This window comes from Brucella grignonensis (genome assembly GCF_002252505.1).
GTDB classification, from domain to species: Bacteria; Pseudomonadota; Alphaproteobacteria; order Rhizobiales; family Rhizobiaceae; genus Brucella; species Brucella grignonensis.
This window is the reverse complement of sequence record NZ_NNRL01000030.1, coordinates 1-14,124: the sequence shown is the minus strand read 5'-3', so window position 1 is coordinate 14,124 and position 14,124 is coordinate 1. Positions and strand designations below refer to the sequence as shown.

Below are 14,124 nucleotides of genomic sequence, written 5' to 3'. Positions count from 1 at the left end.
GGTTTTAGGATTTCCGCGACAGATGGAGCCTTGGGGTAAGTAACGGCCTCAAAGCTCAGTCGGGCCTGAACTGCTCTCCGTTAGAGACGTTAGAGCCTCTATTACACGGCATTCTGATACGCGGCCACGTCTGCACTCGGTGACCATGTGGTTCAGCTCGTCGCGTAATTTGAGCAGGCGAGCGATTCGACTTTCAACCGCCTCAAGCTGGGCCTGTGCAATGCGGCTCGCGTCGTCACACGACGCCTCGGGCTGCTCCTGCAAGGCTAGCAGCTCCCGAATACTCGACAAGTCGAAACCAAGATCGCGGGCATGACGGACGAAACCTAGACGCCTAGCATCGACGGGGCTGTAAGTGCGCCGTCCGTTCGACTGGCGGGCAGGTTTCGGCAAGACCCCGATGCGCTCGTAATAGCGGATCGTCTCGATATTCACGCCGGCTCGTCGAGATAAGTCACCAATCTGCATTTTTTGCTTGCTCCTGTAGTAACTACAGGATGTAGCACGGCGTCACTAAAATTTCGAGGATAGACACATGGCCGCCGCCGCAACCGACACCATCCGCTATCACGTCACCGGCATGGACTGTTCATCCTGCGCGGCAAAAATCGAGGGCGCAGCCCGCACGGTCGAAGGTGTTGCCGATGTAAAAGTGTCGATTGCCTCGCAGATTATGACGCTCGAAATCGATGACCCTGCCCGGCGTCTTCCGATGCTAGAAACCGCCGTGACAAACCTCGGCTACCAACTCGACCGCGTCGTCGCAGAGGGTAACGATCATATTGGGGTTCTAAGCCAGAACCGCCGAAATTTCCGTCATCCCAGCTCCAGCCCCGCCACGAGCGCATCCAGGTCGATCATCTTGCCGTCGCTCTGGAAGGTGTAATGCCCGTTCAGCAGGATGTGCCGCCAGGCCGCCGGCGATATCTGGGTCAGGAGAGCGTGCGCCTTGGCGTTGCCGCTCGCCTCGTACTTCATCAGCAGCCGCGAGAGGATGGCCGAGTTGTAGAAGATGACCGCGTTGGCGATCAGCCTGGCGCACTGGTTGCTGATCTCAATTTCGATGTCGGTGCGCCCGGTCAATTCCTTCTTGCCGCCGACCTGGGCGATGGTTGAGCGTAGCTGGTGATAGGACTCGATGCGGTTCTGTGAGCGGTGAACGTTGCGCTCCAGTTGCGGATCGCGCAGGTAGCGCAGCGTGTAGATGCTGCGGATGAGCTTGTCGAACTCGAACACCGCGCGCCGCGTGGGGTTCGGCGCGGTGTAGGTGCATAGCTTGCGGATCAGCGTGCCCTGCGTCATCTCCTTCAGTCCGAGCGTGGCGACAATCTGGTCGAGGTTCGGCTTCTCGCTGACTATGAGATCGCGGTCGATTCTCCCGGCCGGCCGGATCAGGCACTGATCGTACAGCGCCGGATCGTCGGCACTGTAGAGTTCCTTCAACTGATCGCCAAGGTCGGTGAAGCGCGGCTCGAAACGCAGGCCGAACCAGTGCAGGATAGCGAAGTTGGCCTTGTTGACGCTGTGCATGTCGCCGGTGATCGCGGTCGGCACGATGTCCGACGTGTTGCGATACCAGATGTCGAACACGTGATGGGCCTCGTAATCGTGCGCGCCGATCAGGTAGCCGTTGAGCGGCACGTGGTTGCACAGCAGCGTGTAGGCGACCACGCCCTTGCCGCGCCCAAAGTATTTGCGCGAGTGGCGCGCTTTCACGGTCGGCCGCTCGACGCCGAATTTCTGACCATCGACGGCACCGTACAGTGCATCGAGGTCGAACGAGTAGTACGGGAAGATCGGCAGCGCGGCGATGGCGTTGCTGATGCAGTCGTTGGCCGCGTGCAGCGTTGCGTGGCGCAGGTACTGTTGGTAGGCGCTCTCCAGCACGTGGTACGGGATGTCGCTGGTGCGTGCCATGACCTGGTTGCCGTGGTTCATCGCCTGCGCGATGATGACCGCCATCAGGCTGTCGGCGTCGGCGACCTTCTTCGCATAGCGCGGCTGCAAAGGCGTCAGCGCCGACAGGAACTGGCACTGGCCGTTGACGAAGCGGAACACGTCGGCCACGTCGCAGAACGGCAGTTGCTCGTAGAACGCCTTCTCGCGCGCCTTCTGGTTCTCGCCCTTGGGCTTGCGCCATGTCAGCTTCTGCGTGTCCTTGTCGTATTCTAGGTGCGTCAGCTTGCCCTGCTTCAGCTCGCGGTTGAAGGCCAGCCACTGAGCGCGCAGCTCGGTCGCGAGCGCATCGAGCTGGGCATCGAGTGGCTGCCGCAGGAACGGGATGTCGATCTGCGCCAGCACGGCGGCCTTCTCATCCAGCGAAACCAGCTCGTCGGAAAAATGCCGGTGCTGCAAGCTGTCGTCGAGGTAGAGTTCACCCGACTGGAAGCGCTTCCTGACCTGGCGGTACAGCCAGAACTCGTAGCGGTCGGCATGCAGGTCCGTCGGCTTGCCATCGGCATCGAAGGTCAGCAGGTACGGTCGCAAGCGTTTCGGCAGCGTGGCCGCTGGACATTCGGCGAGCGGCCGTTGCGATAGGCGCTGCTGTTTGGCGAACACGTCCTTGGCCCAGGCCAGCGCCACGAGCCACGGGCTGCCCGGATCAGTGCCAGCGAGGTCGAGCGCGACATACAGCGGCCGAAGATGGCGGCGGATGCGCTCAGCCAGGCCGTCCACCGCCTGCCAGTGCAAAGCCAGCTTGCTCACCGGCTTCACGCTCATGCGCTGCGCGGTGGTTTGCAGCGTATCGCGGGGCATGATTTTGTAGGCGCGCTGGCGCACATCGCCGAACGGCGTGGGATCGGGCACGCTGTCGTCGATGTAAAGCGACAGCAGGCGGCCGACCTGCGGTGTGTCTTGCTGACGGCGCACCTGCTCGGCGACAAAGGATTGCTTTGCGCCCGCACTGCTTTCGTCCTCCAACTGCTTCATGTGGTAGGCCATCGCATCGACCAGGTTGTCGGAAAGCTGCCGGTAGCGCACCCAGGCATAGCAAAGCAGGTAGAGGTAGGTCTGATCGGCCTTCAGGTTGCGTAGATCGTGGACGGTGTAGAAGTTCGCCAGGCTGGCGTAGTACAGCAGATTCTGCTGCGAGACGCCGAGCTTGGGCAGCAGCGCCTTGGCGATCCGGTGCAGCGGCTCCAGCGTGGCGCGCTTTTCGCGTTCGCGGGCCATCTGACGCCAGCCAAAGTCCTTGGCGTCCTGCTTGAGCGCCGCCAATTGCGACAGGGTGTCGTCACGCACTAGAAGCCGACCCAGCGCGGCCTTGGCCGATTCGTCCAACACTTCCGACAGCAGGCCAGCCAGCCGCCGACGCTCGGCGGACAGGGCTTCGCTCACCAGCTCTTGCAGGGTGGTATAGCCGGGCCGGATGATCTTGTGCTCGTTTAGCCAGACGATCAGCTCGGCGGCGATGAACCCCGGCATCACGTCGCGCCGCACGGTCTGCGCGGCCTGCTGCGCGAGCTGCGCCAGGAACTCGGCCGCCCACGGCCGGTAGCCGAACAGATCGGCAATCCACTCGCGCTGGGTGTAGTGCTCGTGCTTGGAGATTGGCTTGTGCTCGAAGGACTCGCCGTGGAAGTAGCGGCTCAGCACGAAGGCGCAATCGTGCTCGACCTCACTCCAGTCGAAGCGGAAGAAGGCATGCTTGGCCTTGAAGTAACCGATCTGCAAGATGCAATAGACCTGGGCATGGAGACCAGGCCGGCTGCTGGCGAGCGCCAGTTCGGTTTCAGTCAACGCCAAGTATTCCAGCCGCTGGGCGTCGTCGAAGTCCGGCAGGCCGTACAGGGCTTCCTGCTCGGCGTCCGACAGGACGGTCAATCGTTCGCTCTTGGTCGTCATCGCGATGACGCTCCACGAGAGCCCGTCCAACCAACCCGTGCCAGGGTCTCGATCAGCGTGGTTCGCTTGACGCCGAAGTTGCGGCACACCGCCGCCTTGGACATGCCGCCATCGAGCGCAGCGACGATGGCCTCCAGCTTCTCGCCGGTGATCGCCTGCGGCCGGCCGCCGATCCGGCCGCGTTTGCGGGCGGCAGCCAGACCGGCGACGACACGTTCCTGGATCAAGGCGCGTTCGTACTGCGCGAGCGCGCCGAACACCTGGAACAGAAACTCGCCCGAGGGCGTCGTGGTATCCAGGTTCTCCGTCAGCGAGCGGAACGCCACCTGCTTTTTCTTGAGCGAGGTCACGATGGCGAGCAAGTGCGACAACGAACGGCCGAGCCGGTCGAGCTTCCACACGACCAACACGTCGCCAGGGCGAACGAATTCGAGCGCCCGCGCCAGGCCCGCGCGGTCGTCCTTCGCGCCGGAAGCATGATCCTCGAACAGATGCCGCGCATCGACGCCGACGGCGAGCAGCGCATCGCGCTGCAAGTTCGTGCTCTGGCGGTCGGAGTCCGACGACACGCGCATGTAACCTACCAACATAAGCGGAAAACCATTAAGACGAGGTTTCCGTATGGTAGCGTCTGGCGACAGAGTTTTCCGCACAATTTTGCGGCCACTCGGAGGTTGGTGCAGAGGACCGTTGAAGGCCTGTCGAAAAACAAATGTTTTCCGACAGGCCTTGGCCTAGCGCACGCCCGCCTTGCAGCGTTCTGTGAATAGCGCTTAGTAATGACGGCGTATATACTTTGTTAGTATCAAGTGGCAGGAGGCCCCGATCATGTCAAAACAAGCCGTTTTCACGATGAAGCTGGAGCCTGAGTTGCGCGCCGAGTTTATGGCCGAAGCCGAGGCGGCCCATCGCCCGGCGTCGCAAGTGCTGCGCGAGCTGATGCGCGAGTTCGTTCAGCGCCAGCGCGAGTCGCGCGAGTACGACGAGTTCCTGCGCCGCAAGGTCGAAGCCGGCCGGGCTTCGATGCGCGCTGGATTGGGGCGGTCGAACGATGAAGTTGAGGCCGAATTCGCCGCACGGCGTGCCAGTGTGGCGAGCCAGGCGTGAGGGTTGTTTGGACGCCCGAAGCGCAGCAAGACCGTGCCGATGTGTGGGACTACATCGCAGCCGACAATCCGCGCGCGGCGGCCCGGATGGATGAGATTTTCAGCGACGCGGCCGCCCGCTTGATCCAGCACCCCATGCTGGGCAAGCCGGGAAAGATTCCCGGGACCCGCGAGTTGATCCCGCACGAAAGCTATCGCCTGGTGTATCAGATCGACGGCGAAACGGTGTGGATACTGACGCTGGTTTATACTGCCCGCCTGTGGCCGCCTGTGCGCGATTAAGAGATGATCATGGCAACAATGAAACGGCGCGTTGACAGACTGCTTTCGAGCCAGACCGCGGTCGGCGGCAGGCGGCCAGTTGCGGACGGTCAAGCATCTTCCCGGTAGCGGACGTTCAATAGTGTCTCTGACCTGCTTCGCTCCCTCTATGAAGGGAGGTCGCTGGCCCATCCGCGCACTCACAGCCTGCCAGTAGGCGAGTTATTGTCGGAAGTGGTGTACGGGATGAGGCGGGGATTTGGGAAGGCGGTGGCGGTTAGCTGAGAATGTTGCTTGTCGAGAGTAACGAACCAGCGAACCGGAATCCACCACCATGAAGAAGTTTACGGAAGAAACGGGCGGCAGTAAAGCGGCGACAAGCGTTGGCGGCCTTGATGAACTGATCCAGCAAGGGGCGCGACGGGTCATCCAGCAGGCGATCGAGGCAGAATTGGCGACATTGCTCGAACAGTATGGGAACGTGAAGACGCTCGACGGCCGGCGCGCCGTGGTGCGCAACGGCTATCTTCCGGAGCGTGAGGTCGTCACGGCGATTGGTCCGGTGCCAGTTAAGGTGCCGAAGGTACGCGATCGCTCAGGCTCGGGCGTGAAGTTCAATTCGAACATTGTGCCGCCATACATCCGCAAGTCACCGCGTGTGTCGGCGGCGCTGCCGTGGCTTTATCTGCGCGGCGTATCCACCGGCAACATGAGTGAGGCGCTCAGCGTGCTGCTGGGTGAACAGGCTAAAGGGCTTTCGCCAAACGTGGTCAGCCGGCTGAAGGCGCAATGGGCCGAAGAGCATCTGCTATGGAACCGGCGCGACCTGTCAGGCACGCGCTGGGTCTACTGGTGGGCGGACGGCATTCATACCGGGCTGCGCAGCGACGATTCCGATGGCCAATGCTTGCTGGTGATCATTGGCGTGATGCCTGATGGAACGAAGGAGCGTGTGGCGATCGCCGACGGCTATCGCGAATCGAAGGACGCGTGGCGCGATGTGCTGCTTGATCTGAAGGCGCGTGGCCTGCAAGGAGGCCCGCTGCTGGCAAGCGGGGATGGCGCCATGGGGCTGTGGGCAGCACTGGCCGAAGTATTCCCGCAGACGCGGCACCAGCGCTGCTGGTTCCACAAGACCGGTAACGTACTCAACGCGTTGCCGAAATCGCAGCACAGCCGGGCCAAGGAAGGCCTGCAGGAAATCTGGCAGGCCGCCACCCGTGACGACGCGCTCGTGGCCTTCAACCGTTTCGTCGACATCTATTCGGCCAAATATCCGAAGGCCGCGGGGAAGCTCACAAACGATCGCGATGAATTGCTGGCCTTCTACGACTTTCCTGCGGAGCACTGGCAGCATTTGCGGACCACAAACCCTATTGAATCGACGTTCGCGACGGTCCGGCATCGTACGACGCGAACGCGCAATTGTGTTTCGCGAGCGACCTTCCTCGGTCTTGCATTCAAGCTGATCGAGTCGGCAGAGCAATCGTGGCGGCGAATTCGCGCGCCGGAGAAAATCGCGGCTCTGCTTGAAGGAATTCCATTCAAAGATGGCCTACCGGTGACCGACAGCACACCGGCCCAGCAACCGTTGGCCGCCTGAGGTGCCAGCCACCCGTACACCACATTTGACTTTAACTCCCAGTAGGCGCAAATTGGCAGCGCTCCGTCCGGCAGCGCACAGACTGCGGCCGTACGTCCGCGTAGGTTCGCTTCAGCAGTTTCGATTCGAAAGTTCAATGTGATTGCTGCGGGCGGTCGTCGCAGTTGCGCGGAGGCGATGATGCACAAGCACGGGATCGGCAGATAGGTTCTTCGAAGCTGCAAGAGTTAAAACATTCACACATGAAAGATTGAAATGGATACACGATTATTTGCTTTCGTCGGCGCAGACATTGGCCCTTGGCGGATTGTCAGGGCCGAAACGAGAGTTGGCGAGCCCCTGCCTGAAGCCAAAAGGCTCAACGTCGTATCCGCTTCAGAGTTGCAGTCTGAAACCAATGCACCCTGGATACTTCGTGGAATAACCAGCAATGAACGATATGTCATGCGCGCAGAGAAGAATGAAATTGTAGCGAAGCAGCAAGGTCTGGCGCGCCCAGAAGCAACGTGCGGTGCGCTAATACCGATCCGGAAGAACGCAGCTTGGTGGGAGCTCACGCAAGACGAACGCCGGAGCGTTTTCGAACAGTCGAAGCACGTCCAAATCGGGCTTCAGTATTTGCCTGCAGTAGCGCGCAAGCTCCACCACTGCCGCGACCTCTCAGAGAATGAACCGTTCGATTTTCTGAATTGGTTCGAATACGCGCCAATTCATGAGGTTGAGTTCAACAGGCTGCTTTCCGAACTGCGTGCGTCAGAGGAATGGAAATACGTCGACCGAGAAGTCGATATTCGTCTTACGCAAGCACAGGTCTAACCCGCCGATGAACACGGACCCCCAACAGCGGCGCGTTGCGCCGCCGTTTCGGGCCGGTTATCGGCAACGTAGAACTCTCGGATACAGTTGTTCTGTAATAACTTCTCAAGCCAAATTGATTTTTGGAGTGGATATGGAAATGGAATCAAGAATATTTTCGGTAACAGAATATATTCGTCCGTCTGACGGCGAACCAATTCGTTCAGTGGTTCTGGAAACCAAGGACTCAGCAGTTGTTGTTTGGCATGCCCATCCTGGGCAAGAAATAACCGCTCATGTTCACCCGGACGGCCAAGATACTTGGACGGTTATCTCTGGAGAGGCTGAGTATTACCAAGGAGGCGGCAAAGTCGCTCATCTAAAGGCTGGAGATATTGCCATAGCAAAACCTGGCCAAGTGCATGGCGCTCTAAATACTAGTCCAGTGCCGTTTGTATTTGTCTCAGTGGTTGCATCTGGCAACGCGGGTTTTGCGTTGGCTGAAAAATAGTCTTTCTCAAATGTGTGCCCCAGAGAGTTCTAACCCATCCATCAACACGGACGCTGCGCGATGAAGCCGCGCCGCGCCGGCTAACTCCACGTTGAGCGTCAGCTTTCCATATGTCTGGGGGTCTGCAACGGGTCGGGTGCCGTCGCGTGCGCAGTGTCAAAGCTGACATGACTAATACATGAGATGGGCTGATGCTCGCCGTCCGGTCAGGCAGCTGCCCCCCTGCAGGACTCACAGCAGTTGTATGCCACCCGTCATCCGAGACGTCAGTCGGCCTCATCCAGACCGGAACAATCTGGACGTGACGTCCGGCTGGCATTGCCGTGATCGAAATGGCGGCTAGTGACACGACTGTTGGGTCTACCCCATCGACCGGGCGCGGGACAAGCCACGTTGATCGGCTGACGGAATTTTCGGCGGTTCCGGCTTAGAACCCCATATTCCCAACCTGTCGCATGTGACCCCTGCCTATAAGCGAGCGCTCTGGATCGTGGTGCTACTCAATGCCGGATACGGCATCATCCAGATTGGCGGTTCCATCATTTCTGGGTCGCAAGCCCTACAGGCCGACGCCCTCGACTTCATTGGCGATGGTCTGATTTCTTTCCTTGGGCTGATCGCCGTGGGCTGGGGCCTTGCGGCTCGCGCCAAGGCGGCCTTGCTTCAGGGTATCTTTCTGGCCCTGCTCGGCCTCGGGGTAATAGGTTCGACCGCCTACCGGGTCTTTGTCGAACATGAGCCACAAACCCTGCTCATGGGTAGCTTTGCCCTTGTCGCGTTCGTCGTCAACGTGCTGGCGGCCGTGGTGCTGATCCCGCACCGTAAGGGCGATGCCAATATGCGGGCCGTATGGCTGTTTTCCCGCAATGATGCCATTGGCAATCTCGCCGTGATCGCGGCGGCCGCGCTCGTCTGGTGGCTCAACAATCCATGGCCTGATTTGCTGATGGCTTTCGTCGTGGCGGCCCTATTCCTGCAATCGGCCTGGTCGATTATCAAGGACGCACGTTCTGATCTGGAACAGGCAAGCCGGGCGTGAAGGTTGCCCTTGCCGCATTGATGATGGCTACAGGGGCTGCGCTCGATCTGGCGACAAAGGCTTGGGCGCGGAGCAGCCTCGAACCCTACGGCCCCGCGTCGGACTTCCTGCCTTTCGTTTCGCTGCGTCTGACCTTTAATGAAGGTGTATCCTTTTCTATGCTCGCGTTCGAGGGAGAGAGCGGCCAAGCCCTCTTGCTCGGGGCAACGGGACTGCTGACGCTTATCATGGCAGGGTGGGCCTATCGTTCGCGTGGGTGGCAACGGGTGGCCTTATCGCTCGTCACCGCCGGGGCGATGGGCAACCTGTTCGACCGTGCGGCACGGGGCACTGTGACAGATTTCCTCGGCCTTCATTTCGGGGATTGGCACCCCTTTGTGTTCAACCTTGCGGACGTATGGATTTCGGCTGGAGCATGCGTTCTTCTGGCTGCTTCACTGGCCCAAGGAAAGAAAAACTCAGCTATTTCATAATGGTATTTATCGCTTCTACGTAGGCAGGCGGGCGTAAAGACTACTGCGCCGGCGCTGTCGGCGCTTTCACTGTAATCGTGCATCGCTGATCCGCGCCGGCCGTGCGCGCGGCCTCGGCGCATTGCCCGATCGCCTCGGCGTTGTCGCGCACGAGCTGCGAGGAATCGGCCACGCCGCGCCAGCTTAGGGGATCGGCCACCCGCATCATGGTGACGCCGGCGTTCCATCGGTCCTGACCTATGACGGTCGCCGCAACATGGGTGTCGGCCGAGAAGGGCAGGAAGCGCGGCAACAGCAAAATCAGGAATATGCCGACGAACAGCCCGACAAGGCCGGCCATCCACATGCGGAAATCCTGATTTTTCCGGTCGTAGGCGCTTTTCGTGTGGGCGGCGAGGTTCCGGCCGGCGCGCTCGAGGTCGGACGCCTGCCGTTCGAGCTGCTGCGCGGCGGTGCGTATCAGGGCCTCGCCGCTGCGCTCGAGCGCGGCCGCATAGTGCTGCGCCCCCTGCTTGAGAATGGGGGACTGCTCGACGCCGTGCATCCGCTCCGCAACAGTATCGAGCGCCTGCACGAGCTGGGCGAGCTGGGGCTTGTAATCGGTCTGCGGCTCGATCTTGTCGAGCTGGTCGAAAGCCGCTTCCAGCCCGCGCCGCATCACGGTCATTTCCGCGCCGATCTGCGCGCCCTGCGTCTCGATCGTGCGCCGGAGCGCGTCGAAGGCTGCGGCCGGGTCGCCGGCGTCCTCGTCCAGTGTTTCCGGCTCGATTCCTTCCCTGTCGTCGTCCAGTTCCGCCATGATCTCCCTGCCTACATTCCCAAACCGATGCCCCGGCTAATCTGCCGGCTGCGTGTCATTTCCTCTTGCAGCTCGCGGGCGATACTCTGGCCCCGGCGCAGCTCCTGCCCGATTCCAAGCTCCCGGCTGCGATTGCGCACGAGGGATTCCGCCTGCGGATCGCGTTCAAGGCTCTTGGCAAGGCCGCTCATCTGGTTTTCGACCTTGGCGCGGGTATCGTCGTGTTGCCAGCCGCGAAGCTCTCGGCGCTGGCCCTGTAGCTCCTGCCAGCGGTTCACGAACCGCTCGGCCCTGACATTGGGGTCTTGCAGCGCGGCGTTTTCGCGCTTCATCCCGTCGATGACATGGGCGACACGCTCCCGGCCGGAAAGCTCGGTCATGGCGCGCGCCGTTGCCGGGTCGTTTTCCAGCGTCGAGCGCATCAAATCTTTCATGCCGGCCTGCACCTGGTCGAGCTGCTGGCCGGCAGCGCCCATTTCCTGCCGCTGCATGTCGAGGACCGGCAGGCCCTCGCGCCGGTGCTGGTCGATCGACTGATAGGCCCGCGCATAGCGGTCAACGGCCTGCTCAAGCGGCGACTGCCCCCGCGCCCGCTCGGCCAGCCGGTCGGGCGCCGGCGCCTGCCGCAAGCTCCCCTCCCTTTCCGGCCGCTCTGTGCGCTCCTGCGAGGGCGCAGAACGCGCATTGAGCTTGAGGCCGGCGAACATGCCGCGCCGCTGCTTCTCGGCCTGCTGCGGCCGTTTCTGGTCGATCTGCAGGCCGTCCTCGCCGGCGCGATCCTGCTGCGGCCCCTCGACCGCCGCGCCGCGCCCGAGTTTCAGGCCCTCGAACGGATTGCGGCGCTGTTGCCGATCGCCGACGAGATCCGCGCGCGGATCTGCACGAAGATCCTGCGCGAGATCTCGGCCGACTTTTTGCGAGGATCTCGGCGCACGGTCCTCGATCCGCTCCCGCTCGCCGGGGTGCCGCTCGGCCGTCGACTCCCTGTCCGGACGTAGCCCGGCATGTTCGGCCGGAATCTCGATCTCGCTGCGGACGCCCATTTGCTCGGCAATCCCGCGCCGCTCGGCAAAGTCGCGGGTATAATCGAGCGTCGTTTCCTTCACGCCCGACCGGGACAGGCGGCGTTCAAGCTGGTCATAGGCCAGCTCGCCGGCGTCCTGAACCTTCCATGTGTTGCGGTGCGTCTGTGTGCCATCCGGCAAGGTGACAGGGGTGGAACCTTCATGTTGAAGGCCGATCTTCTCCCCGATCTCCGGCGCGGCCTCCTTCATGGCGCGCTCAAGATCGACGCCCCATAGGGTGCGCTGCTCGCCCTTGTCGTTTTCCAGCGTCACAAAATAGCTGTCGGACTTTTGCGGGTCGTGCTCATAGGGCGCGGCCCCATACTCGACCAGGCGGCCGGCATTGGTGAACTCGTCCTGGGCGGCGTAGAGCTGCACGCTGTCGCGATGCCGGGTCATGGCGACATAGGTTAGATGCCGGTCCATCGTCCCCGACGCCATCACATAGGCACGGTCGACCGTCGCGCCCTGATTTTTGTGAATCGTCGTCGCATAACCGTGGTCGATCGCCTGATAGTCGCCCATCGGCACGGAAACGCTATCGCCGCCCCGGCCGTCGAGCTGCGCGACGATCCGGCCGGCCTCGACATGCTCGACCGTGCCTAGCATCCCGTTTTTCACGCCAAGGTCGCGGTTGTTCTCCAAGAACACGATGCGGTCGCCCGGCGCGAACTCCCGCTTGCCGTCATTGGTCTGGAAGGTCAGCGCGCCGGCGTCCGAGCCCACGGCGGGCACGTTGCCCTGCGCCAGCTCGCCCCGGTCCTGTAGCTCCGTCCGGATCGCGTCATTGATGGCGCGCACATCGGCCCGGCGATGCGCCATCGCAACCCGGGTGCCGTCCGGACGCTCATCGCGATCGGCAAGGTAATCGCGCACGATCTCGCCCCGCGCGTCCTCGCCCGTCTCGGCAAAGCTGATACTGCCATGATCCCGGTAGGCCGCCAGCCCCTCGGCCGTCCGGTGCGTGGCGAAGTCAACGGAAGCCTCCCGCTGCCAGTCCACGCGCTGCCGGCGAATCTCCGAAAGCTCGGCATGGCCGATTTCCTCCGTGATCGCCCGGAACGGTGCGCCGGCCCCGATTGCTTGCAACTGCTCATGGTCCCCGACTAGGACGATCTTCGCCCCGCGCGCCTCGGCCTCGGTGACGAACTGGGAGAGCTGGCGGCTCCCGACCATGCCGGCCTCGTCGATCACGAACACATCGCCGCGGCCGAGCTGGTGACGATCGTTCTCCCAACCGCGGGACCATGACGCCAGTGTGCGGCTCTGGATGCCGGAAGATTCCTCCAACCCCTCGGCCGCCTTGCCCGACAGGGCCGCGCCGTGGACCTGATAGCCCTCGGCCTCCCATGCCTCGCGCGCCGCCGCGAGCATGGTGGACTTGCCAGCGCCGGCATAACCGACAACGGCCGCGATCCGCTCCGGCCCGGTGATATGCTCGATCGCCCGGCGCTGCTCGTCCGAAAGCCGCGCCGTCATGTCGCCGGCGCTCCGCTGAATGGCGGCGTCCTGTCGATCTATGGCGCGCTCGACATGCCGGCGATCGACACCATGCGATTGTGCCGCGTGCATCCGCTCGGCCGACGCCACCATGCCGGATTCGATCTCGACCATTTCGCGGGTTGAGAACCGTGCAAGCTCGATCTCGCCCGTTGCATGGTCCCCCACTACGTGGGCGCGCTCGGGCTGCAACTCGACCAGTGCCGGCGAGGCCATCACCTTCGCAAACGCGCTTTGAAACTCCTGCGGGTCGTCGTTGATGTAGCGATGCAGCGCCCGCGCCACGTCGCGCCGGTCGAACACGCTCTTTTCGCTGGTGATGATCGTGAGAACCTGCTCGGGCTTCTCGCGGATCAGCTCGGCATTGCGCCGGGCCGCATCCTCGTCCAACCGCGACCGCGACACGTCGAGGCCGCGCCGCTCCATCTGCGAGGCATGGACGCCCATATGCTCGGTCGGCGCGATCTCAAGCCCGCGCTCCATGTGCGAACGATGGTCGATGCGAATATCAAGCCCGGCCATCGCCAGCCGCTCATTGGCGATCCCCTCCCACCTCTGGCGAAGGTCGCGAAGCTGCATGTCGGTCGTCGGCAGGTCGTTCGCCAAGAGCCATTTGTTTTCGCGCTCAAGATAGGTCTTGTCGCCTAAGCCATCCTCCGTCACCTGCCGCGTGGTCATCATCACATGGGCATGATGATTGCGAACGTCGCTGGCGTCATGCGGCGCATGGATCGCAAAATCCACCGCCGCGCCATAACGGTTCGCCAGCTCCTGCGCGAACTCGCGTGTTACCTCTAGCCGCTGCTCGGCCGAAAGCTCATGTGGCAAGGCAATCTCGAACTCCCGCGCGACGCGGGCGTCCTTCCGCTTTTCGGCAAACTCGGCGGCATTCCACAAATCCGACCGATCGCGCGCCCAATCGGCAGAGACACCTTGCGGCAAGACGATCTCCGCATGTTCCACGCCCTGCTTGGCCGTGTAGTCATGCGTGATCCCGTCGCGCTCGTTGGTCAGCTTTTCCCCGGCACGATAGGCCATCGAAGCGACGGCGCTACGGCCCTTCGTCCTCGAAACTGGCTTCATGCTCAAATGATAGATCGCCAAGCAACAAGCTCCAATACCGTTTC

The 14,124-nt window shown here is 62.2% G+C and carries 13 protein-coding genes; 8 read left to right on the top strand and 5 right to left on the bottom strand.

Annotated elements, in window-relative coordinates:
* Positions 1-48: 48 nt before the first annotated feature.
* The gene (locus tag CEV33_RS00370) at positions 49-468 is read right to left on the bottom strand and encodes a MerR family transcriptional regulator (protein WP_094538653.1); all 420 of its coding nucleotides are present in this window, start codon (positions 466-468) and stop codon (positions 49-51) included.
* Between the two features lie 67 nt (positions 469-535).
* Between CEV33_RS00370 and CEV33_RS00365 the strand changes: the two genes are divergently transcribed.
* Complete coding sequence (locus CEV33_RS00365; RefSeq protein ID WP_235818316.1) at positions 536-886, top strand: heavy-metal-associated domain-containing protein; 351 nt, start codon at positions 536-538, stop codon at positions 884-886.
* On the opposite strand, the gene CEV33_RS00360 is transcribed toward CEV33_RS00365, so the two are convergent.
* On the bottom strand, positions 817-3,846 hold the full coding sequence (locus tag CEV33_RS00360; RefSeq protein ID WP_012077404.1) for a Tn3 family transposase: 3,030 nt from the start codon (positions 3,844-3,846) through the stop codon (positions 817-819). The two genes, CEV33_RS00365 and CEV33_RS00360, sit on opposite strands and share 70 nt — an antisense overlap.
* On the bottom strand, positions 3,843-4,421 hold the full coding sequence (locus tag CEV33_RS00355) for a recombinase family protein (RefSeq protein ID WP_012077403.1): 579 nt from the start codon (positions 4,419-4,421) through the stop codon (positions 3,843-3,845). Before CEV33_RS00355 ends, CEV33_RS00360 begins: the two co-directional genes overlap by 4 nt.
* Positions 4,422-4,674: 253 nt before the next feature.
* On the opposite strand from CEV33_RS00355, the gene CEV33_RS00350 reads away from it, so the two are divergent.
* From CEV33_RS00350 to lspA, 7 genes are all read left to right on the top strand, one after another.
* Positions 4,675-4,953, top strand: a complete 279-nt coding sequence (locus CEV33_RS00350) for a hypothetical protein (protein WP_011342941.1) — start codon at positions 4,675-4,677, stop codon at positions 4,951-4,953.
* Complete coding sequence (locus CEV33_RS00345) at positions 4,950-5,234, top strand: type II toxin-antitoxin system RelE/ParE family toxin (RefSeq protein ID WP_094538652.1); 285 nt, start codon at positions 4,950-4,952, stop codon at positions 5,232-5,234. Before CEV33_RS00350 ends, CEV33_RS00345 begins: the two co-directional genes overlap by 4 nt.
* 313 nt (positions 5,235-5,547) lie before the next feature.
* A complete protein-coding gene (locus tag CEV33_RS00340) occupies positions 5,548-6,816 on the top strand; it encodes an IS256 family transposase (RefSeq protein ID WP_094538651.1) in 1,269 nt (422 codons plus the stop codon).
* A gap of 255 nt (positions 6,817-7,071) precedes the next feature.
* Positions 7,072-7,632, top strand: coding sequence for a chlorite dismutase family protein (locus tag CEV33_RS00335; RefSeq protein WP_011514928.1), 561 nt, complete (start codon positions 7,072-7,074; stop codon positions 7,630-7,632).
* Between the two features lie 133 nt (positions 7,633-7,765).
* On the top strand, positions 7,766-8,122 hold the full coding sequence (locus CEV33_RS00330) for a cupin domain-containing protein (RefSeq protein ID WP_012435589.1): 357 nt from the start codon (positions 7,766-7,768) through the stop codon (positions 8,120-8,122).
* Between the two features lie 457 nt (positions 8,123-8,579).
* Positions 8,580-9,161, top strand: coding sequence for a cation transporter (locus tag CEV33_RS00325; RefSeq protein ID WP_235818315.1), 582 nt, complete (start codon positions 8,580-8,582; stop codon positions 9,159-9,161).
* Positions 9,158-9,634 carry a signal peptidase II gene (gene lspA / locus CEV33_RS00320; RefSeq protein WP_094538649.1) on the top strand — a complete coding sequence of 159 codons (477 nt, stop codon included), beginning with the start codon at positions 9,158-9,160 and terminating at the stop codon, positions 9,632-9,634. Before CEV33_RS00325 ends, lspA begins: the two co-directional genes overlap by 4 nt.
* A 40-nt stretch (positions 9,635-9,674) precedes the next feature.
* On the opposite strand, the gene CEV33_RS00315 is transcribed toward lspA, so the two are convergent.
* Both CEV33_RS00315 and traA read right to left on the bottom strand, forming a co-directional pair.
* Positions 9,675-10,433, bottom strand: a complete 759-nt coding sequence (locus tag CEV33_RS00315) for a DUF6118 family protein (RefSeq protein WP_094538648.1) — start codon at positions 10,431-10,433, stop codon at positions 9,675-9,677.
* 11 nt (positions 10,434-10,444) lie between these two features.
* Positions 10,445-14,101, bottom strand: coding sequence for a Ti-type conjugative transfer relaxase TraA (gene traA / locus CEV33_RS00310; protein WP_094538654.1), 3,657 nt, complete (start codon positions 14,099-14,101; stop codon positions 10,445-10,447).
* Positions 14,102-14,124 lie beyond the last annotated feature (23 nt).

What these genes read in the sequence shown, in the direction of transcription:
- CEV33_RS00360 (WP_012077404.1), bottom strand. Translation starts at nt 3,846, where the DNA reads ATGACGACCAAGAGCGAACGATTGACCGTCCTGTCGGACGCCGAGCAG.
- CEV33_RS00365 (WP_235818316.1), top strand. Translation starts at nt 536, where the DNA reads ATGGCCGCCGCCGCAACCGACACCATCCGCTATCACGTCACCGGCATG.
- CEV33_RS00355 (WP_012077403.1), bottom strand. Translation starts at nt 4,421, where the DNA reads ATGCGCGTGTCGTCGGACTCCGACCGCCAGAGCACGAACTTGCAGCGC.
- CEV33_RS00330 (WP_012435589.1), top strand. Translation starts at nt 7,766, where the DNA reads ATGGAAATGGAATCAAGAATATTTTCGGTAACAGAATATATTCGTCCG.
- CEV33_RS00350 (WP_011342941.1), top strand. Translation starts at nt 4,675, where the DNA reads ATGTCAAAACAAGCCGTTTTCACGATGAAGCTGGAGCCTGAGTTGCGC.
- CEV33_RS00340 (WP_094538651.1), top strand. Translation starts at nt 5,548, where the DNA reads ATGAAGAAGTTTACGGAAGAAACGGGCGGCAGTAAAGCGGCGACAAGC.
- CEV33_RS00335 (WP_011514928.1), top strand. Translation starts at nt 7,072, where the DNA reads ATGGATACACGATTATTTGCTTTCGTCGGCGCAGACATTGGCCCTTGG.
- CEV33_RS00370 (WP_094538653.1), bottom strand. Translation starts at nt 468, where the DNA reads ATGCAGATTGGTGACTTATCTCGACGAGCCGGCGTGAATATCGAGACG.
- CEV33_RS00315 (WP_094538648.1), bottom strand. Translation starts at nt 10,433, where the DNA reads ATGGCGGAACTGGACGACGACAGGGAAGGAATCGAGCCGGAAACACTG.